Raw genomic sequence first — 19,261 nt, 5'->3', positions numbered from 1 at the left:
AGCACCGCGGCCGCGGTGCTGGGGGCCGTCGGGGCGCTGACCGATCGGCCCGGCGCGGGGGCCGCAGCGGCCCTGCTCGGCTGGGCCGCGGTGCTGTGGTGGGCTCCGCAGGAGCCGATGCTGCGCACGTGGGAGCGCTCGGAGGAGCTGCGTCCGCCCGGTGGCCGGCGGGCGCGCGGATAAGCTGGGGGCGATGAAACTCCTCGAAGCCCTCTCCCCCGAGCTCGGCACCCCGGGCCGTCCGTACTACCGCGGCGACTTCGCCTCCAACCCGCTGTCCGGGGACGAGGTGTACGAGGGGTTCCTCGGCTGGATCGCCTCCCGGGACATGGAGCTCTATCCCGCCCAGGACGAGGCCGTCCTGGAGTTCGCGAGCGGGTCCAACGTGATCCTCGCGACCCCGACCGGGTCCGGGAAGTCGACCGTGGCGGTCGCCGCCCACTTCGCCGGCCTCGCCGCCGGGCAGCGCTCCTACTACACGGCCCCGATCAAGGCCCTGGTCTCGGAGAAGTTCTTCTCCCTGGTGGAGATCTTCGGCGCCGAGAACGTCGGCATGGTCACCGGGGACTCCGCCGTCAACGCGGACGCCCCCATCGTGTGCTGCACCGCGGAGATCCTCGCCAACGTGGCCCTGCGCGAGGGCCGGGACGCGGACGTGGGCCCCGTGGTGATGGACGAGTTCCACTTCTACTCCGACCCGCAGCGCGGCTGGGCGTGGCAGGTGCCGCTGCTGGAGCTGCCGCAGGCGCAGTTCCTGCTCATGAGCGCCACCCTGGGGGACGTCTCCCGCTTCGAGAAGGACATGACGGAGCTCACCGGGCGGCCGACGACGACGGTCTCCTCCGCCGAGCGCCCGATCCCGCTGCACCACTACTGGTCCGAGGACCCGATCCACGAGGCGCTCGAGGAGCTGCTGAGCACCAACCAGGCCCCGGTCTACGTGGTGCACTTCTCCCAGCTGCAGGCCATGGACCAGGCCCAGAACCTGATGTCCGTCAACGTGCTGTCCAAGGAGGAGAAGGAGCGGATCGGGGAGCTCATCGCCGGGTTCCGCTTCTCGGCCGGCTTCGGCAAGACGCTCAACCGGCTGGTCCGCCACGGCATCGGGGTCCACCACGCGGGGATGCTGCCCAAGTACCGCCGGCTCGTGGAGCAGCTCGCCCAGACCGGTCTGCTCAAGGTCATCTGCGGCACGGACACCCTCGGGGTGGGCATCAACGTGCCCATCCGCACCGTGGTCATCACGGCCCTGTCCAAGTTCGACGGCGAGCGCACCCGCCGGCTCAACGCCAGGGAGTTCCACCAGATCGCCGGGCGGGCCGGGCGGGCCGGCTACGACACCGCGGGCACCGTGGTGGTCCAGGCGCCCGAGCACGTCATCGAGAACACCAAGGCCATGAAGAAGGCCCACGCCAAGTTCGGCGACGACCAGAAGAAGCTGCGCCAGGTGGTGAAGAAGAAGCCGCCGCAGGGCTTCGTCTCCTGGGGGAAGCCGACGTTCGAGACCCTCGTGGCCGCGGAGCCCGAACCCCTGAGCTCCTCCTTCACCGTGACCCACTCGATGCTGCTCAACCTGCTGCAGCGGCCCGGGGACCCGGTGCTGGCCGCCTGGCACCTGCTCACGCACAACCACGAGACGCGGCAGCGCCAGCGCGCACTGCTCAAGCAGGCGATCGGGATCCTCAAGGAGCTGCGGGCCGCCGGCGTCGTCGAGAAGCTGGACGCCCCGGACGAGGAGGGCCGCACCTGGCGGCTGACCGTGGAGCTGCAGGAGAACTTCGCCCTGAACCAGCCGCTGTCCCCCTTCGCCCTGGCCGCTTTGACGCTGCTCGACCGCGAGGCCCCCGGCTACGCGCTCGACGTCGTCTCCGTCATCGAGGCCACCCTCGAGAAGCCGCGCCAGGTGCTCAACATGCAGGAGAAGAAGGCCCGCGGGGAGGCCGTGGCCGCGATGAAGGCGGAGGGGCTGGACTACGAGGAGCGGATGAAGGAGCTCGAGGAGGTCAGCTACGCCAAGCCCCTCGAGGAGCTGCTCACGCAGGCCTTCGAGACCTACCGCACCGGGGCCCCGTGGGTGGCCCAGTTCGAGCTGACCCCGAAGTCGGTGGTCCGGGACATGTACGAGCGGGCGATGACCTTCGGCGACTACGTGCAGTTCTACGGCCTGGCCCGCTCCGAGGGGATCCTGCTGCGCTATCTCTCGGACGCCTACAAGGCCCTGCGCCAGACGGTGCCGCTGGACCTGCTGCGCGAGGACCTCGAGGACCTGGTCGAGTGGCTGGGCGAGCTCATCCGGCAGACCGACAACTCGCTGCTGGACGAGTGGGAGAAGCTCGCCGCCGGCGAGGAGTCCCCCATGGGCACCTCCGCGGACTCCCTGGAGGAGCTCATCGACGAGCAGCCCCCGGTGATCACGGCCAACCCGCGGGCGTTCCGGGTCATGGTCCGCAACGCGCTGTTCCAGCGGGTGGAGCTGTTCGCCGACGAGAAGGACAAGGTGCTCGGGGCCCTGGACGGCGCGCACGGCTGGGACCGGGACCGGTGGGCGGACGCCATGGACGCCTACTTCGACGAGCACGAGGACATCTACACGGACCCCCAGTCCCGGGGCCCCGGCCTGGTGCGCATCGACGAGCGGCCCGAGGGCCTGGACGGGTACTGGACCGTGGTGCAGGTCTTCGACGACCCCGACGGCCACCACGACTGGGGGATCAACGCCCGCATCGACCTGCGCGCCTCCGACGAGGACGGCTTCCCCGCCGTGCTCGTGGACAACGTGGGGCCGGTCACCGAGACGGGGCGCTGACCGCCCGCACCGGGCACCTGTCCCCGGACCGGAGGAGGCCCCCGTCCGCGCGAGCGGACGAGGGCCTCCGTGGTCGGGCGCCGGGTCAGGAGGAGCGGCCGGTGCTCCCGCTCCGCGGGGCGTCCGGCGTGGTGGTGCCGGCGGCGTCCTGCGTCTCGACGTGCTCGCCGTGGATCGCCTCGGCCTCCGGGGCCGGGACCACGTCGGGCTCGGGGCCCACCCCGGTGCGCTCGAACTCCCGGTGCTTGCCGCGGGCGCGGTCCAGCAGCTCGTGGAAGTGCTTCTCGGACTCGAGCAGCTCCTCGCGGTGCTTGTCGGAGATCTTCGGCATCTGCCGCTGATACTTGGCGGCCTTGTCCGCGAGCTTCTGGCGCTCCTCCGGGGAGGCGTCCTGGGGCAGGGTGACGTACTGCTCGGCGACGGTCTGGAGACCGTTGAGCACCCGCAGCGCCCGGCCCTTGGGGCTGAACAGCGAGGCGAGGACCGTGACGACCAGCACGCCCACGATCACGGTGAGGGACAGGGCGATGCTCACCTCGACGACCTCCACGTGCTCGCCGTTGTTGATGAACGGCAGGTTGTTCTCGTGCAGGGCGTGCAGGATGAGCTTCACGCCGATGAAGCCCAGGATGATGGCCAGGCCCCAGGAGAGGTAGATGAGCCGGTCCAGCAGCCCGTCGATGAGGAAGTACAGCTGGCGCAGGCCCATCAGCGAGAACGCCACGGCGGTGAACACCAGGTAGGTCTGCTGGGTCAGGCCGAAGATCGCCGGGATCGAGTCCAGGGCGAAGAGGACGTCCGTGCCGCCGATCGCGACCATCACCAGCAGCATCGGGGTCATCGCCCGCTTGCCGTTCTGGATGGTGAAGAGCTTGTCGCCGTCGTAGTGGTCCGTGGTGTGGATGAAGCGCTTGGCCAGGCGGACCACGAAGTTGTCGGCCTCGTCGTGCTGGGAGTCCGAGAGCTCGCCCTTGATCAGCGACCCGGCGGTGAGCAGCAGGATCAGGCCGAAGAGGTAGAACACCCAGGCGAACTGGTTGATCAGCCCGGCGCCCACGAAGATCAGGGCGGTGCGGGCGATCAGCGCGAAGGTGATGCCGAAGAGCAGCACCTTCTGCTGGTCCTCCCGCGGCACCTTGAAGGACGCCATGATGATGAGGAACACGAAGAGGTTGTCCACGGACAGCGCCTTCTCCGTGATGTACCCGGCGTAGTACTCCCCGGCGTAGCGACCACCCCACTCGATCAGGACGAACAGGCCGAACAGGAGGGCGAGGCCCACGTAGATCGCCGACCAGATCGCGGCTTCCTTCAGCTGGGGCTCGTGCGCCTTGCGCACGTGGAACACGTAGTCGAAGAGGAGCAGGCCGAGGATGGCCGCGATCGTGACGATCCAGACGGTGAGTGAGACTTCCATGATTCTGCTTTCGGGGGTCGGGTACGGGACAGCCGTAAGTCTCTCCGCCGAGCGCGCCGCACCGTTCGGGTGCGCCGCGCTGGGACCGGCCGCTGCGTCCGGCCGGGTCCGGGGACCCGACGTGCTGACGTCCACAGCGCTGAGGGATACTCCCCTAGGCTGGGCTCAGTCTATACAGCCGTCCGGGCGGAACCATGCGCAGGGCCCGTGCCGCCGGTCGGCGGTACGGGCCCTGCGCACGTCTCACCGGTCCCGCTGGACCGGACACCCCGGAGCCGGCGGGCTCAGCGCCCGTCCGCCCGGCGGGGGTCCGACGACGCCGTGCCGCTCTCGGTCCGGTGCTGCTCGACCGACTTGCCGGTGCGCTCGGCGAGGTCCGGCAGCTCCACGGAGGACCGCTCGGCGGCCGCCACGGCGGCGTGGTACTTCAGCACGAGGTCCGCCTGCACCGCCCGCATCTGACCGGTGCTCGTGTCCTCGCCCGGGCTGCGATACGTCTCGATGGCCCGGTGCAGCTCCGCCGCCGCGTGGGCGGAGCGGCCCTTGGGGCTGAGCATCGACGCGACCGTGGCGACCGCGATGATGGCCACGATCACGCCCAGGGACACGAACGTGGGGATCTCCGGGGCCCAGGCGATGTGCTCGCCGCCGTTGATGAACGGCACCTCGTTCTCGTGCATGGCGTGCAGGATGAGCTTGACCCCGATGAACGCCAGGATCAGCGACAGGCCGTGCTTGAGGTAGATGAGCCGCTCCATGAGCCCGCCGAGCAGGAAGTAGAGCTGGCGCAGGCCCATGAGCGCGAAGATGTTGGCGGTGAAGACGATGAACGGGCTCTGGGTGAGCCCGAAGATCGCCGGGATGGAGTCGAAGGCGAACATCAGGTCGGTCACGCCGATGGTCACGAACACCACGAGCATCGGGGTGAACACGCGCTTGCCGGCCACCGTGGTGCGCAGCTTGTTCCCGTCGTAGTGCTCCGTCATGGGCACCACGGTGCGCAGGCGGCGGATGAGCCCGTTCTCCTCGGCCTCGTCCTCGCCGTCGTCCTTGGCCTGCTGGTAGGCGGTCCAGAGCAGGAAGACGCCGAACAGGTAGAAGACCCAGGAGAAGTTCGCGATGATCGTGGCGCCCAGCAGGATGAACACCCCGCGCAGGACCAGCGCGATGATGATGCCCACCATCAGCACCTCCTGCTGGTACTTCCGGGGCACGGAGAAGCGGGCCATGATCACGATGAACACGAACAGGTTGTCGATGCTGAGGCTGTACTCGGTGATCCAGCCCGCCACGAACTGGGTGCCCTGCTCGGCGCCGGCGAAGACGAACATCAGGCCCGCGAACACCAGGGCGAGGGCCACGTAGAAGCCACCCAGGTGCCGGCCTCCTTCATGGAGGGTTCGTGCGGGCGCTTGGCGACCATGATCAGGTCGAAGAGAAGGATGCAGCCGAGAACGACGAAGGAGCCGATCTCGAACCACGCGGGTAGCTGTGTGTGCACGCGAGTTCTTTCGCTTGGAGATGGGTGAGCCCGCGGGCCGGCGTCGTCCGTGGAGCGGGGCGGACCGGGGCATCACGATGAGCCGCAAGTCTCTCCACCGCTCCTGGCGGGCTCCGGGTCCGGATGCCGAGGTGCGGCCGCTGCGACCGGCCCGGCTCCGTTGCCCGGCGTGCTGACGATCGCAGCGCTGAGGGATACTCCCCTACGCGGGGAGCACTCTACCCCAACCTGGGAGAACGCCGGGAACCGGTGTCACCGCGGGTCGCGGTCCCGGCGGGACGGGCTCAGGCGTGCCCGGCCTGCTGCATCTGCCGCAGCTCCTTCTTCAGGTCCGCGAGCTCGTCGCGGATCCGCCCGGCGAGCTCGAACTGCAGCTCGGCGGCGGCGGCCTGCATCTGCTCGGTCATCTGCGCGATGAGGTCCACCAGGTCCTCCGCCGGGGCGGCGGCGACCCCGTCCCGGCGCAGCTTCTGCTCCGCGGCCGCCACCGCGTCCCGCCCGCCCCGGCCCGCGGTCGGGGCGGTCTTCTTCCCGGCGGCCGCCCGCCGGGCCAGCAGCTCCTTGGTGTCCTCCTCCTCGCGCTGGAGCTGGTCGGTGATGTCGGCGATCTTCTTGCGCAGCGGCTGCGGGTCGATCCCGTGCTCGGTGTTGTAGGCGACCTGGATCTCCCGGCGCCGGTTGGTCTCCTCGATGGCCGTGGCCATCGAGTCGGTGATCCGGTCGGCGTACATGTGCACCTGGCCGGAGACGTTGCGGGCGGCGCGGCCGATCGTCTGGATCAGGGAGGTCGTGGAGCGCAGGAACCCCTCCTTGTCCGCGTCGAGGATCGCCACGAGGGAGACCTCGGGCAGGTCCAGGCCCTCGCGGAGCAGGTTGATGCCCACCAGGACGTCGAACGTGCCCATCCGCAGCTCGCGCAGCAGCTCCACGCGCCGGAGGGTGTCGACGTCGGAGTGCAGGTACTGCACCCGCACCCCGTGCTCCATGAGGTACTCGGTGAGGTCCTCGGCCATCCGCTTGGTCAGGGTGGTGACGAGCACCCGCTCGTCGCGCTCCACCCGCACGTTGATCTCGTCGAGCAGGTCGTCGATCTGGCCCTTGGTGGGCTTGATGATGACCTCGGGGTCCACGAGCCCGGTGGGCCGGATGATCTGCTCCACGTAGCCGTCCGCCTGGGACAGCTCGTACTTGCCCGGGGTGGCGGAGAGGTAGACGGTCTGGCCGATCCGTTCCAGGAACTCGTCCCACTTCAGCGGCCGGTTGTCCATCGCGGAGGGCAGCCGGAAGCCGTGCTCCACGAGGGTGCGCTTGCGGGACATGTCGCCCTCGTACATGCCGCCGATCTGGGGGATCGTCACGTGGGACTCGTCGACCACCAGCAGGAAGTCGTCCGGGAAGTAGTCGATCAGGCAGTGCGGCGCCGAGCCGCGCGGGCGGCCGTCGATGTGCAGCGAGTAGTTCTCGATGCCGTTGCAGTAGCCCATCTGCTCCATCATCTCGAGGTCGTACGTGGTGCGCATGCGCAGCCGCTGGGCCTCGACGAGCTTGTTCTGCGACTCGAGCTCCTGCAGCCGGGCGGCGAGCTCGTCCTCGACGGACTTCACGGCCCGGGCCATCCGGTCCGCGCCGGCCACGTAGTGGGAGGCCGGGAAGACGTACATCTCGGTCTCCTCCCGGATGATCTCCCCGGTCAGCGGGTGGAGGGTGTAGATGGACTCGATCTCGTCGCCGAAGAACTCCACGCGGATGGCGTGCTCCTCGTACATCGGGATGATCTCCACCGTGTCCCCGCGGACGCGGAAGGTGCCGCGGTGGAAGTCGACGTCGTTGCGCGCGTACTGCATGTTCACGAACCGGCGCAGCAGCTCGTCCCGGTCCATCTCCTCGCCCTGGCGCATGGTGACCATCTGGGCGACGTACTCCTCCGGGGTGCCCAGGCCGTAGATGCAGGACACGGTGGCGACGACCACGACGTCGCGGCGGGTCAGCAGGGCGTTGGTCGCGGAGTGCCGCAGCCGCTCGACCTCCTCGTTGATCGAGGAGTCCTTCTCGATGAAGGTGTCCGTCTGCGGGACGTAGGCCTCGGGCTGGTAGTAGTCGTAGTAGGAGACGAAGTACTCGACCGCGTTGTTCGGCAGCAGCTCACGCAGCTCGTTGGCCAGCTGCGCGGCGAGCGTCTTGTTCTGCACCATCACGAGGGTGGGCCGCTGGACCCGCTCGATCAGCCACGCGGCGGTCGCCGACTTGCCGGTGCCCGTGGCGCCGAGCAGGACTACGTCCTTCTCCCCCGCCTCGATGCGCGTGGCCAGCTCCTCGATGGCCCGGGGCTGGTCGCCCGCGGGGACGTAGTCGGAGATGACCTCGAAGGGGGCGACCACACGGTTGATCTTCTGCGCCAGGCTCATGGATCCAGGCTACGCTCCGCCCCGGACACGGAGAGCGGGTTCCTCCGGAGGCGATCAGCCGGCACCCGGGACGCCGTAGGCTCTCCCTCACGTGCCCCAGGACGACTCCGCCGCGCGGGCGGACCGGGCGCGCGGACAGGGGGACAGCGTGACCGACGACCTGCGGCGGACCGGCAGCCACCAGGACCGGTTCCTGGGCGAACAGGACCTCACCACCTGGCGGACCCGCCTGGGGCGCTTCCTCGTCCGGTGCGTCCGACGGCTGGCCCGGTGGCTCGGACCGCACGCGGCGGTGCTCGTGCCGCTGGTGATCGGACTGGGCGTCGCGGTGACCATGACGGTCGCCTCCGCGGAGGTCTACGAGGCCGTCATGGACCAGGACGACGCCGCGGCGCTGGACCGGCCCCTGCTGCAGGCCGCGATGACGGTCCGCTCGCCGTGGCTGGACACCTTCGTGACCGCCTACACCCACGTGGGCGGGGTGATCGGCATGCCGATCCTGGCGGCGGTGGCCATGGTCTGGCTCGCCCTCAGCCGGCGGTCCTGGACCCCGGTGCTGCTGGTGACGGTGGCCGCGGCCGGTTCGCTGCTGATGACCGTGGCCGGCAAGCCCCTGATCGGCCGGGCCCGCCCGGACCTGGCCGACGCGGTCCCGCCCTACGAGTACTCGGCGTCCTTTCCCAGCGGCCACTCCCTGAACTCGTTCGTGATCGCGGGCACCGTGGCCTACCTGCTGGTCCTGCGGCAGCGCACCCGCGTGGCCCGCGTCCTCACGGTCGCCGCCGCCGCGGCCTTCGCGGTCAGCATGGCGCTGAGCCGGGTGTACCTGGGCCACCACTGGTTCACCGACGTGCTCGTGGCCCAGACCCTCGGAGCGGCGTGGCTGGCCCTGGTCATCACGGCGCACCGGCTCCACCTCACCGTCCGGCGCCGCGGCCCCGCCTCCCCCGACTCCTGACGGGCGGCGCCCGGACCCGGTCGGGTCCGGGACGGGCTCACATGCGCTGGTACTTGGCGCGGACCACCAGGTACAGCCCGTAGCAGATCAGCCCCACCGCCACGGCCCCGAGGAGCCACGTGCCGAACGGCTGCCCCTGCAGGGACTTGAGGGCGCCGTCCAGGCCGGTCGCCTCCTCGGGGTCGTGCTGCAGGGTGGCCACCACGAAGAGCGCGCCCAGCACCGCCAGGGCCACCCCCTTCGCCACGTAGCCGGCCACCCCGAGCGCGACCACCGCCGAGCCGGTCCCGCCCGGGGGCAGGCCCTTGAGCGTCTGCGTGAACGTGCGGGTCACGCCGCGGTAGACGAAGTAGCCGCCGGCGACGACCAGCCCCAGCCCCACGGCCACGAGCAGCACGGTGCCGGCCGGATGGGCCATCAGCCGGGCGCTGATCGACTGCGTGGACCGGCTGCTGTCGCTCGACCCGCCCAGGGCGTAGGTGCCGAAGACCGCGCCGATCGCGCCGTAGACCACGGCCTGGCCCCCGCTCTTGAGCCGGTGCTTGAGCTTCTCCCGGTCCGAGCGCTGCGTCGCGCCGAAGACGGCCTCGCTGAGCAGGAACACCGCCAGGGCCCCGCAGCCCAGGAAGCACGCCCACAGCAGCACGGTGCCGCCCGGGGTGCCGGCGAGCGCGGCCACGGCCCCCGACTGGTCCGCCGACCCGGACCCGCCACGGGCCACCCGGAGGGCGATCACCCCGATCATCGCGTGCAGCAGGCCCGCGGCCACGAAGCCGGCCCGGGCCGCGAGGACGAACCCGCGCGAATCCGTGGCATCGTCGGCGGCATCGGCCGCCCTGGTCGCCCGGCGTCCGAGCTCGCCCATGGTTCCTCCTGAGGATAGGGCTTCATCGTGCGCCCCGCGGCGGCTCCTGTCCACGCCGCCCTTCGACGGACACCGGGCAGCCGGCGTGCCGGGCGCCCGCGCCGGATGCCTGCGCGGACACTCGCCACGGACGACGCATGACCGACGATCCCTTGACGGATTAGTTAATACTCTTTACTTTTAGGGCGTCCGATCCGCTCCTCCCCCACCCCTCTCCCACCCCTCTCCCACCCCTCCGCCGCCTCAGCCGCTCCCGGGCACCGATTCCGGGCCGGGCTGCGCCCCTCGCCGGCGGTGACGCCTCCACCCGCCGTGACGCCCCCGAAAGGATGCCCCCATGACTCCGCCGTCCGCACCCTCCCCCCGGTCCTCCCCCGCCGCACGCCGCCTCGTGGCCGGGGCCGCGGCCCTGGCCACCGTGGTCTCCGCCGGCCTGGTCACCGCCCTGCCCGCTCGGGCCGACCAGGCGACCCCCGCCGTCGTGGACTCGACGGTCCACGACGGCCGGTACCTCAGTCTCACGTTCGACGACGGACCAGACCCGGTCAGCACGCCGGCGCTGCTCGCCGTGCTGAAGAAGCACCACGTCAAGGCGACCTTCTGCCTGTGGGGCGACCACGTGCAGCAGCACCCCGAGGTGGTCCGCCAGATCGCCGCCGACGGGCACCGGCTGTGCAACCACACCATGCACCACGACGACATGGCCGACTGGGACGCGGACGCGATCCGCCAGGACCTCGAGCAGACCAGCGCGGCCATCCGCGCCGCCGTGCCGGGAGCGCGCATCGACTACTTCCGGGCGCCTACGGCAGCTGGGGACGGACGCCCGAGGTCGCGGCCGAGCTGGGGATGCAGCCACTGGGCTGGCGGCTCACGATCGGCGACTGGGCGCCTCCGGGCACGGCCGAGCTGGTGCGCCGCATCGAGGAGGGCGTCACGCCCGGGGCCGTGGTCCTGCTGCACGACGGCGGCGGCGACCGCAGCCAGACCGTCGAGGCCGTGGACCAGGTGATCCCCCGGCTCCAGGCCGAGGGCTGGCGCTTCGACAAGCCCGCCCGGCGGGGTTAGGCCCGCCCGGCGGGGTTAGGCCCGCCGGGCGGTCGGTCCGTCCGCAGGCGCCGGACCCCCGGCTCCACGTCTCCGGCGGCCGCCCCCGGCCGCCCGGACGACGTGGGGCGCGGTGGCCGGGCGCCGTCTACTGCTGGAAGGCGGCGTCGAAGGCGGCGCCGGCGGGACCGAAGTCGAAGCGCTTCAGGAAGGCGAGCGCCTCGGGCGCGCCCTGGAGGCGGTCCATCCCGGCGTCCTCCCACTCCACGGAGATGGGCCCGTCGTAGCCGATCGCGGTGAGGGCCCGGAAGCTGTCCTCCCAGGGCACGTCGCCGCGCCCCGTGGAGACGAAGTCCCAGCCCCGGCGGGGGTCTCCCCAGGGCAGGTGCGAGGACAGGATGCCGTTGCGCCCGCCGCCCATCCGCATCTTCGTGTCCTTGCAGTCCACGTGGTAGATGCGCTCGGCGAAGTCGGAGATGAAGGCGACCGGGTCGATCTGCTGCCACAGGAAGTGGCTGGGGTCCCAGTTCAGCCCGAAGGCCTCACGGTGCCCGACGGCCTCCAGCGCCCGGTGGGTGGACCAGTAGTCGTAGGCGATCTCGGACGGGTGCACCTCGTGGGCGAAGCGCACGCCGCACTCGTCGAAGACGTCGAGGATGGGGTTCCACCGGTTCGCGAAGTCCTGGTAGCCGGCGTCGATCACGTCCCGGGAGACCGGGGGGAACATCGCGACGTACCGCCAGACGGAGGACCCGGTGAAGCCGACCACCGTGTCCACGCCGAGCCGGCGCGCCAGCCGCGCCGTCAGCTGCATCTCCTCGGCCGCGCGGGCGCGCACCCCCTCGGGGTCGCCGTCGCCCCAGACCCGGGGTCCCACGATGGCCCGGTGCCGGAAGTCGATGGGGTCGTCGCAGACGGCCTGTCCCTTGAGGTGGTTGGAGATGGCCCAGACTCCCAGCCCGTGGCGTTCCAGGATCGCCAGCCGGTCCTGGACGTACGCGTCGTCGTCCCACCGCCAGGCGTCGAGGTGCTCCCCGGACACGGCGATCTCCAGGCCGTCGTAGCCCCAGCCGGCGGCGAGCTCGGCGACCTGCTCGAGCGGGAGGTCGGCCCACTGGCCGGTGAACAGGGTGTAGCGGTGTCCCATGGCAGTCCTCGGTGTCGTGGAGAGGCGGTCTCCGGTGGATCGGGCGGCGGTGGTGGGTTGGTGGTGGTGGGTCGGGGGTCAGAGCCGGACGGTGGCGCCGTCCCGGGCCGCGCTGTCCGTCACGGCGTGGAGCACCCGCTGCACGGCCAGACCGTCGTCGAAGTCGGGCGCGGCCGGGACCCCCGTGTCGATGGCGTGCAGGAAGTCGGCGGCCTGGCTGGTGAACGTGTGGTCCCAGCCGAGGGTGTGCCCGGGCGGCCACCACGCCCCGATGTAGGGGTGGGAGTCCTCGGTGACGAGGATCCGGCCGTAGCCCTGGACGTCTCCCGGGACGGTGGTGTCGAAGAACTGCAGCTCGTTGAGCCGTTCCAGGTCGAAGCGCAGGCCCCCGCGCGAGCCGTAGACCTCGATCTGGAGGGCGTTCTTGCGGCCGGTGGCGCAGCGGGAGACCTCCAGGCTGACCACCGCCCCGGAGGCGGTGCGCAGGGTGGCCCAGGCGGCGTCGTCGACCGTGACGCGCTCGGTCCCGTCCGGGCCCTCGCGGGTCGCCACGAACGTGTCGGTCGTCCCGGAGACGGACGTGACCGGGGAGCCCAGGAGGAAGCGCACCTGGTCGACGGCGTGCGAGGCGAGGTCCCCGAGGGCCCCGGACCCCGCGGTCTCCCGCCGGAGACGCCAGGTCATGGGCGCGCGCTCGTCGGCGAGCCAGTCCTGCAGGTAGCTGGCCCGCACCTGCCGGACCTCGCCCACCCGCCCGTCGGCGATCATCGTGCGCGCCAGTGCCAGTGCCGGGACCCGGCGGTAGTTGAAGCCCACCATGGCGTGCACCCCGCGGGCCCGGGCGGCGGCCGCGGCGGCCGCCATGCGCTCGGCCTCGGCCACCGTGTTGGCCAGCGGCTTCTCCACGAGCACGTGCTTGCCGGCGTCGAGGGCGGCCACGGCCATGTCGGCGTGCAGGTGGCCGGGGGTGCAGATGTCGACGACGTCGACGTCGGGCCGCTCGAGCACCGACCGCCAGTCCGTGCCGCTGTCCTCCCACCCGTACCGCCGCGCGGCCGCGGCCACGTGTCCGGCGTCCCGGCCGACCAGCACCCGCTGCGCGACGCGCGGCACGGGATAGAAGGCGTTGACGTTGCGCCACGCGTTGGAGTGGGCCTTGCCCATGAAGGAGTAGCCGAGCACGGCCACGCCCAGGACGGCCGGTGCGGGACCCCGGTCGGTGCGGGCGGCCGGCTCGGGTTCGGGGCTGGTCATGGGTGTCCTCCTCGGGTCCGGTCACGGGCGGCGCGCAGGAACGCCAGGCCCTGCTCCGCGAGCTGGTCCTGGGTCGGGGCCAGTGCCCGCCAGACCGCGGCGGCGGTGGCGATGCTGGCGTTGTGCGCGGTGAAGCTCTCGATGTTCAGGGCGCCGGTGTAGCCGACGGCGTCCAGGGCGTCGAAGATGCCCGTCCAGTCGGTCTGGTCCCCGCCGGGGGCTCCGCGGTCGTTGCCGCAGACCTGCAGGTGCACCAGGTGCTCCCCGGCCGCGCGGACGGCCTGGGCGGAGGAGCGTTCCTCGAGGTGCAGGTGGTAGGTGTCCAGGGCCAGGCCCACGCCGTGCCCGAGCAGCGGGCCGAGGGCCTCGAGGGCCTGTGCGGTGGTGTTGAGCAGCGAGGTCTCGTACCGGTTGAGCGGTTCGATGCCCAGGACCACGCCGGCGGCCTCGGCCTCCGCGGCGAGCGGGGCCAGGTTGCGGCGCAGCTGCGCGTAGGCCTGCTCCCGTTCCGCAGCGTCCATCCGCCACAGCCGTCCCGTGTGGGAGTAGAACGGGCCGCACACCGCGGGGGCGCCGACGTCGTGGGCCAGCTGGATGCAGGCGCTGAGGTAGCGCTGGGTCCGCAGCACCACGTCGTCGTCGGCCAGCACCAGCTCCCGCCCGGGGGCCATGGCGCCCACGATCCACGGCCGCAGCCCGGCGAGCGCCTCCCGCACCGTCCCGGCGGTGAAGTCGCCCTCGTGCTCCAGGGGCAGCTCGACGGCCTCGAAGCCCAGGTCCGCGATCCTCGCCAGGAGCGGGGGCAGGTTCGCGTCGGTGAGCGGGGACTCCCACACCCAGGTGTTGACGCCGATCGGGCGGTGCATGGGCGGCTCTCCTTCCAGTGCGGTGTGGTGGGTGGGCGCCGCGCCCGCCGCCGGAGGGCCCGGGGGCCTCCGGCGGCGGACGGGGCGGCCGTCGCGCGGCTCAGGGGATGATCCGGTCCCGCCACACCTCGGGGTAGCCCGGCAGGTCCTCGCCGCCGAACTTGGCGTAGTGGCCGTCCGGCATCCCCTCGTTGTCGGCCAGGAAGCCGGCCCGCTGGTCCTCGGTGATGGGCTCCTGCGGCAGGACCCACTCGGCGGGCACCTCCTCGCCGGCGAAGATCTGCTCGAGGGCCAGCAGCGGGGTGCGCCACTGGAAGTTCGAGTACACCGGGGCGATGCCGGTCAGGCCGGTGTCCTCCCACTTGCGCAGGAAGCTCATCTCGTCCTCGCCGGTCATCACGGGGTAGTCCGCACCGGCGTCCTCGAAGGCCTCGATGGCGGCGACGGCGCCGTCACCGGCGTCCATCCACACGCCCTGCACCTCGCCGGTGGCGAGCTCGTCGGAGATGATCTTCTTGATCTCGGTGGGGTCGGCCCCGGTGAAGTAGTCCGTGGCCTCGATCCCGTTCTCCTCGAAGATCTTCTCGGCGGCCGCCCACCGCTGCTCCAGCACGTCGACACCCGGCAGGATGCGCAGCGCCACGACCTTGTCGCCCTCCTGGAGGTTGTCCACCAGGAAGTTCGCCGAGTCGATGCCCCAGGCGAAGCCGCCGATCGGGTGGATGAAGGTCGTGGCGCAGTCGGTCTCCACCCCGCGGTCGAAGACCACCACCGGTTTGCCGGTCTCGCAGGCGCGCTCGACCGCCGGGGTGAGGGCGGCGGTCGAGTTGGGCGAGATGATGAACGCGTCGCAGCCGCCCTCGGCGATGAAGTAGTCGATGTCGGCGATCTGCGTGTTGTCGTCGTCCTGCGCGTCGCGGGTCTCCATCTCCGAGATCACCCCGGACTCCTGGAGCACCTTCAGCTGCTCGTTCATGGTGATCCAGCCGGTCTGGCGCCACGGGTTGGAGATGGAGGCGTTGGAGAAGCAGACCTTCTGCGGCCCCTCCGCGGCGTACTGCGCGGTCGGGGTCATCTCCCCTTCGATGTACTGCCTCCAGGGTTGCTCGGGATCGCCCTGGAAGTCGGCCGACCGCTGTGCGGACTGCTCGTCGTACTCGGCCTGGTCGAACCACTCGTCACCGCCTTCCGGGGCGGGCGTGGCGGCCGCCTGCTCGGCGCCCTCGGCGCCCTCGGTGGCCGGCGGGTTCTCGATGGATGAATCGGTGGTGCAGGCGGTCAGCCCCAGCAGCGCTGCCGCTGCCACCACGGTGACCTGTGACTGGATGCTTCGGCGCATCATGTTCCTTCCTCGTCGGTGCCCGGGGCGGGCTGTGCTGCGATGGCACGCTGTGGAGCGCGGGCCGGGTCCGCGCGGCCGCGCCGGCGGCGCTGCCACGTCCGGGTGCCCGCGGCGACCGCGACGATGATGATCACGCCCTGCACCGTGTCCCGCCACGTGGACTGGACGCCCAGGAAGTTCAGGAGCGCGAAGAGGGTCTCGAGGGCGAAGGCCCCGGCGGCCGCGGACAGGACCCAGCCGCGCCCGCCGCCCAGGACGACCCCGCCGAGGACCACGGCGGTGATGGCCGTGAACTCGTAGCCCCGCCCCACGGAGGGGTGCACGCCGGCGTAGCCCACCAGGATGATCCCGGCCACGGTCGCGGCCAGGGAGGAGAGCATGAACGCCCGGGTCCGCACCCACCAGACCCGGGCCCCGGTCAGCGCGGCAGCCCGCGGGTTCTCGCCCACGGCGATGAGCGTCCGGCCGTAGGGGCGGCGCATGAGCCAGAAGGCGGCGGCGGCGATCACCGTCACCAGGACCACCGGATAGGGCAGGACCTCCAGGACCGGGACGTCCTCGATGCCCCCACGGCCGATCTGCCGGAAGCTGTCCGCGGGGTTGCCCGTGGCGGCGCCGCCGGTCCAGTAGAGCACCAGCCCCAGCAGGGCGAGCATGGTGCCGAGGGTCACGATGAAGCTCGGGACCTTCAGGAGCGTGGTGACCAGGCCGTTGGCCAGTCCCACCAGGGCGCCGAGGACGAGCATGAGCACCAGGACGGGCACCACCCGGCTGTCGTCCTGGCCGATGAGGTTGCCGGCCACGAACACCTGGGCGGTGACCACCGACCCCATGGACAGGTCGAACTCCCCGGAGACGATCACGAAGTACTGGCCGATGGCGGCGATGGCGATCGGCGCCGTGCGGCCGACGAACCGGATCAGCGAGCCGGGTTCCCCGAAGGACGGGTTGACGGCGATCGCCGCGGCGAGCAGCAGCAGCAGGAGCACGAAGACCGCTCCCCCGGGCGTCCGCAGGGCGCGCAGCACGCGCTCGTGCCGGGGTGCGCGGTTCTGCTGCAGGACGGCGGCCCGGTCCGTGACGGCGGCGCTCATGCCGGGACCTCCTGTCCGCCGCGGGCGTGCTGGTGCTCGTCGAAGCGGGGGGTCCGGCGGGCCACCCTGCGCCGGGCGTACACGGCGACGGCGACCACGATGACGATCCCGCGGACGACGTCCTTGAGGAACGGGTTGATCTGCATGACGCTCATGATGTTGTCGATCATCGCGAAGATCAGCACGCCGCCCAGCGTCCCGACCAGCGAGCCCTTGCCGCCCGAGAGCAGCGTCCCGCCGAGGACGACGGCGGCGATCGAAAGCAGGTCGTAGCCGCCCTGGGATCCGATCGTCGGGCTGCCCACCCCGAGCCGCGCCGCCAGCAGCAGTCCCGCCAGGCCGGCCATCGTGGAGCAGATGACGTGGGCGGCGACGATCGGGGTGCCGGTCTGGATCCCCGACATCCGGGCGACCCGGATGTCCCCGCCGACGGCGTACATGTGGTGGCCCAGGCGGGTGCGCGTGAGCATCAGCAGCACGACGGCGGCGCAGGCCAGCATGATCAGCGTGGAGACCGGGACGGGCCCGATGCCGGTGGCGCCGACCAGCCGGAAGGCCACGGGGGCCTGTCCCGAGCTGCCCTTGTAGTTGGTGGCGAGATAGCCGCTGACGATCAGTCCGGTGCCCAGCGTGGCGATGAACCCGTGGACCTTCAGCCCGGACACGACCAGTCCGTTGACCAGGCCGATGCCCGCCGAGACGAGCAGTGCCACGGCCACGCCGAGCAGGATGTTGCCGGGCTGCCCGGCCATGATCCCGGCCGAGAGCAGGCTGGCAAGGCTGATGACGTAGGGGACGGACAGGTCGAGGCTGCCCACCAGGATCACGAGCGTCTGGCCGATCGCGATGAACCCCAGGACGCTGGTCCCGGTGAGGATCGCCGAGACGTTTCCCGCGCTGACGAAGCTGCGCCCGGCGGCGCCGACCAGCACCGTGCCGGCGAGGAAGGTCAGCAGCACCACGAGGTAGACGATGTGGGTGGACGTGAGCCGGGAGAACGCGGTCATGGTGCGGCCCCCTCCGTCCGGGCGCCGGTGGCCAGCTGGAGCACTTGTTCCTCCGTGGAGTCGGGCGGGAGCTCACCGGCGATCCGGCCGTCCCGCATGACGAGGATGCGCCCGGACATGCCCAGCACCTCCGGCAGCTCGCTGGAGACCATGAGGATGGCCCTGCCCTCGGCGGCGAGCCGGCGCATGAGGTGGTAGACGGCGATCTTGGCGCCCACGTCGATCCCGCGCGTGGGCTCGTCGAGGAGCACGACGCGGGGGTCCACGGCCAGCCACTTGGCCAGCACCACCTTCTGCTGGTTGCCGCCCGAGAGGTACTGGACCTCCTGGTCCAGGTCCCGGGCCACGACCTCGAGGGAGGACAGCACCCCGGGGGCGGCCCTCCTGGCCTCGGCGGTCCGCCGCGGGAAGACGGAGCGGATGACGCCCAAGACGTTGTCCAGGACCGACTGGTCGAGGCTCAGCCCCTGGGACTTGCGGTCCTCCGTGATCAGCGCGATCCGTTGCCGGACGGCCTGGCGGGGCGAGGAGGCGGTGTACGGCCGCCCGTCCAGCTCCATCCGCCCCCGGGTGAAGGGGTGCACGCCGAAGACGGCCTCCACCAGTTCCGTGCGCCCGGACCCCTGCAGCCCGGCGACCCCCACGATCTCCCCCGCCCGCAGCGTCAGGTCGATGGCGTCGAGCTGGTCGTTGCCGCCGTCGTCGACCCTCAGGAGCACCCGGCCTGTATCCGTCCCGGGCTCCGCGTCCGGGAAGTAGGCGGAGATCGGCCGGCCCACCATCATGCGCACCAGGGAGGCGTCGTCCATGGCGGAGGCCGGCTCGGTGCCCACGACCCGGCCGTCCTTGAGGACGGTGATGGTGTCGCAGAGGTCGAAGATCTCCCGCAGCCGGTGGGACACGTAGAGGATGGCGGTGCCGCGCGCCCGGAGCCGGCGGATGATCGCGTACAGCAGCTCCACCTCCGGGCCCGCGAGCGCCGCGGTCGGCTCGTCCATGGAGATGATGCGGGCGTCGTAGCTGATGGCCTTGGCGATCTCCACGATCTGCTGCTGCGCCACGGACAGCGAGCTCACCGTGGTGGTGGGCCGGATGCTGGTGACGCCCAGGTCCTCGAGCAGCTCGCTCGTCCGCGCGTTCATGGCCCGCCTGTCCACCAGCAGGCCGCTGCGCGGCTCGCGGCCGAGGAACACGTTCTCCGCGACCGTGCGGTCGGGCAGCAGGTTGAACTCCTGGAACACCGTCGACAGCCCGGCCGCGTGCGCCTGTGTCGGGTGGTGGAACTCCACGGGAGCGCCGTCGATCTCCACGGTGCCCGCGTCCCGGTCGTGGACCCCGGCGAGGACCTTCATCAGGGTCGACTTCCCGGCGCCGTTCTCGCCCACCAGGCCGTGCACCTCGCCGGCGTACAGCTGCAGCCCCGCGTCCTGGAGCACCGGCACCCCGAAGAAGGACTTCGACAGGCCGGTGACCCGCAGCACCGGGGAGCTCGCACGCTCGTTCATGCGGTCACTGTGACATGCACCACGAACTTCTGTCGACAGTCCAGCAA

14 protein-coding genes and 1 pseudogene are annotated in these 19,261 nt (G+C 71.5%); 4 read left to right on the top strand and 11 right to left on the bottom strand.

Annotated features, from left to right (window positions below; all coding sequences use genetic code 11):
* Nucleotides 1-183 (top strand): hypothetical protein (locus BJF77_RS20500; protein WP_158041210.1); only part of this gene is annotated, 183 nt, incomplete at its 5' end.
* A gap of 10 nt (nucleotides 184-193) precedes the next feature.
* The gene (locus BJF77_RS08065; protein WP_075871828.1) at nucleotides 194-2,806 is read left to right on the top strand and encodes an RNA helicase; all 2,613 of its coding nucleotides are present in this window, start codon (nucleotides 194-196) and stop codon (nucleotides 2,804-2,806) included.
* 85 nt (nucleotides 2,807-2,891) lie between these two features.
* On the opposite strand, the gene BJF77_RS08060 is transcribed toward BJF77_RS08065, so the two are convergent.
* From BJF77_RS08060 to uvrB, 3 genes and pseudogenes are all read right to left on the bottom strand, one after another.
* Nucleotides 2,892-4,223, bottom strand: a complete 1,332-nt coding sequence (locus BJF77_RS08060) for a TerC family protein (protein WP_075871824.1) — start codon at nucleotides 4,221-4,223, stop codon at nucleotides 2,892-2,894.
* Nucleotides 4,224-4,708: 485 nt separating this feature from the next.
* A pseudogene (locus BJF77_RS08055) lies at nucleotides 4,709-5,646 on the bottom strand (TerC family protein); the annotation flags it as partial.
* Nucleotides 5,647-6,008: 362 nt separating this feature from the next.
* The gene (gene uvrB, locus BJF77_RS08050; RefSeq protein WP_075871823.1) at nucleotides 6,009-8,129 is read right to left on the bottom strand and encodes an excinuclease ABC subunit UvrB; all 2,121 of its coding nucleotides are present in this window, start codon (nucleotides 8,127-8,129) and stop codon (nucleotides 6,009-6,011) included.
* A 91-nt stretch (nucleotides 8,130-8,220) separates the two neighbouring features.
* Here uvrB and BJF77_RS08045 point away from each other — a divergent pair, with 91 nt between their 5' ends.
* Nucleotides 8,221-9,087, top strand: coding sequence for a phosphatase PAP2 family protein (locus BJF77_RS08045; RefSeq protein ID WP_369821377.1), 867 nt, complete (start codon nucleotides 8,221-8,223; stop codon nucleotides 9,085-9,087).
* A gap of 37 nt (nucleotides 9,088-9,124) precedes the next feature.
* Here the strand turns inward: BJF77_RS08045 and BJF77_RS08040 are convergent, their stop codons facing one another.
* On the bottom strand, nucleotides 9,125-9,952 hold the full coding sequence (locus BJF77_RS08040) for a DUF1206 domain-containing protein (protein WP_075871822.1): 828 nt from the start codon (nucleotides 9,950-9,952) through the stop codon (nucleotides 9,125-9,127).
* Between the two features lie 337 nt (nucleotides 9,953-10,289).
* Here BJF77_RS08040 and BJF77_RS08035 point away from each other — a divergent pair, with 337 nt between their 5' ends.
* Complete coding sequence (locus tag BJF77_RS08035) at nucleotides 10,290-10,964, top strand: polysaccharide deacetylase family protein (RefSeq protein WP_255396184.1); 675 nt, start codon at nucleotides 10,290-10,292, stop codon at nucleotides 10,962-10,964.
* Nucleotides 10,965-11,147: 183 nt separating this feature from the next.
* Here BJF77_RS08035 and BJF77_RS08030 read toward each other — a convergent pair whose 3' ends face one another.
* The 7 genes from BJF77_RS08030 to BJF77_RS08000 form a co-directional block, all read right to left on the bottom strand.
* Entirely contained in the window at nucleotides 11,148-12,146 is a 999-nt protein-coding gene (locus BJF77_RS08030) for a sugar phosphate isomerase/epimerase (RefSeq protein ID WP_075871821.1), read from the bottom strand.
* A 78-nt stretch (nucleotides 12,147-12,224) separates the two neighbouring features.
* The gene (locus BJF77_RS08025; RefSeq protein ID WP_075871820.1) at nucleotides 12,225-13,400 is read right to left on the bottom strand and encodes a Gfo/Idh/MocA family protein; all 1,176 of its coding nucleotides are present in this window, start codon (nucleotides 13,398-13,400) and stop codon (nucleotides 12,225-12,227) included.
* Nucleotides 13,397-14,266: a sugar phosphate isomerase/epimerase gene (locus tag BJF77_RS08020; protein ID WP_075871819.1), complete on the bottom strand. Its 870-nt coding sequence runs from the start codon at nucleotides 14,264-14,266 to the stop codon at nucleotides 13,397-13,399. Before BJF77_RS08020 ends, BJF77_RS08025 begins: the two co-directional genes overlap by 4 nt.
* A 100-nt stretch (nucleotides 14,267-14,366) precedes the next feature.
* A complete protein-coding gene (locus tag BJF77_RS08015; protein WP_075871818.1) occupies nucleotides 14,367-15,605 on the bottom strand; it encodes a substrate-binding domain-containing protein in 1,239 nt (412 codons plus the stop codon).
* Nucleotides 15,605-16,702 carry an ABC transporter permease gene (locus BJF77_RS08010; protein WP_075871817.1) on the bottom strand — a complete coding sequence of 366 codons (1,098 nt, stop codon included), beginning with the start codon at nucleotides 16,700-16,702 and terminating at the stop codon, nucleotides 15,605-15,607. The genes BJF77_RS08015 and BJF77_RS08010 overlap by 1 nt, the downstream gene beginning before the upstream one ends.
* Entirely contained in the window at nucleotides 16,699-17,709 is a 1,011-nt protein-coding gene (locus tag BJF77_RS08005) for an ABC transporter permease (protein ID WP_075871816.1), read from the bottom strand. The genes BJF77_RS08010 and BJF77_RS08005 overlap by 4 nt, the downstream gene beginning before the upstream one ends.
* The gene (locus tag BJF77_RS08000) at nucleotides 17,706-19,214 is read right to left on the bottom strand and encodes a sugar ABC transporter ATP-binding protein (protein ID WP_075871815.1); all 1,509 of its coding nucleotides are present in this window, start codon (nucleotides 19,212-19,214) and stop codon (nucleotides 17,706-17,708) included. The genes BJF77_RS08005 and BJF77_RS08000 overlap by 4 nt, the downstream gene beginning before the upstream one ends.
* Nucleotides 19,215-19,261: the final 47 nt, after the last annotated feature.

It is taken from the genome of Kocuria sp. CNJ-770 (assembly GCF_001942375.1).
GTDB lineage: Bacteria > Actinomycetota > Actinomycetes > Actinomycetales > Micrococcaceae > Kocuria > Kocuria oceani.
Note: the sequence above shows the minus strand (reverse complement) of the source record. Positions and strands in the feature narration are given on the sequence as shown.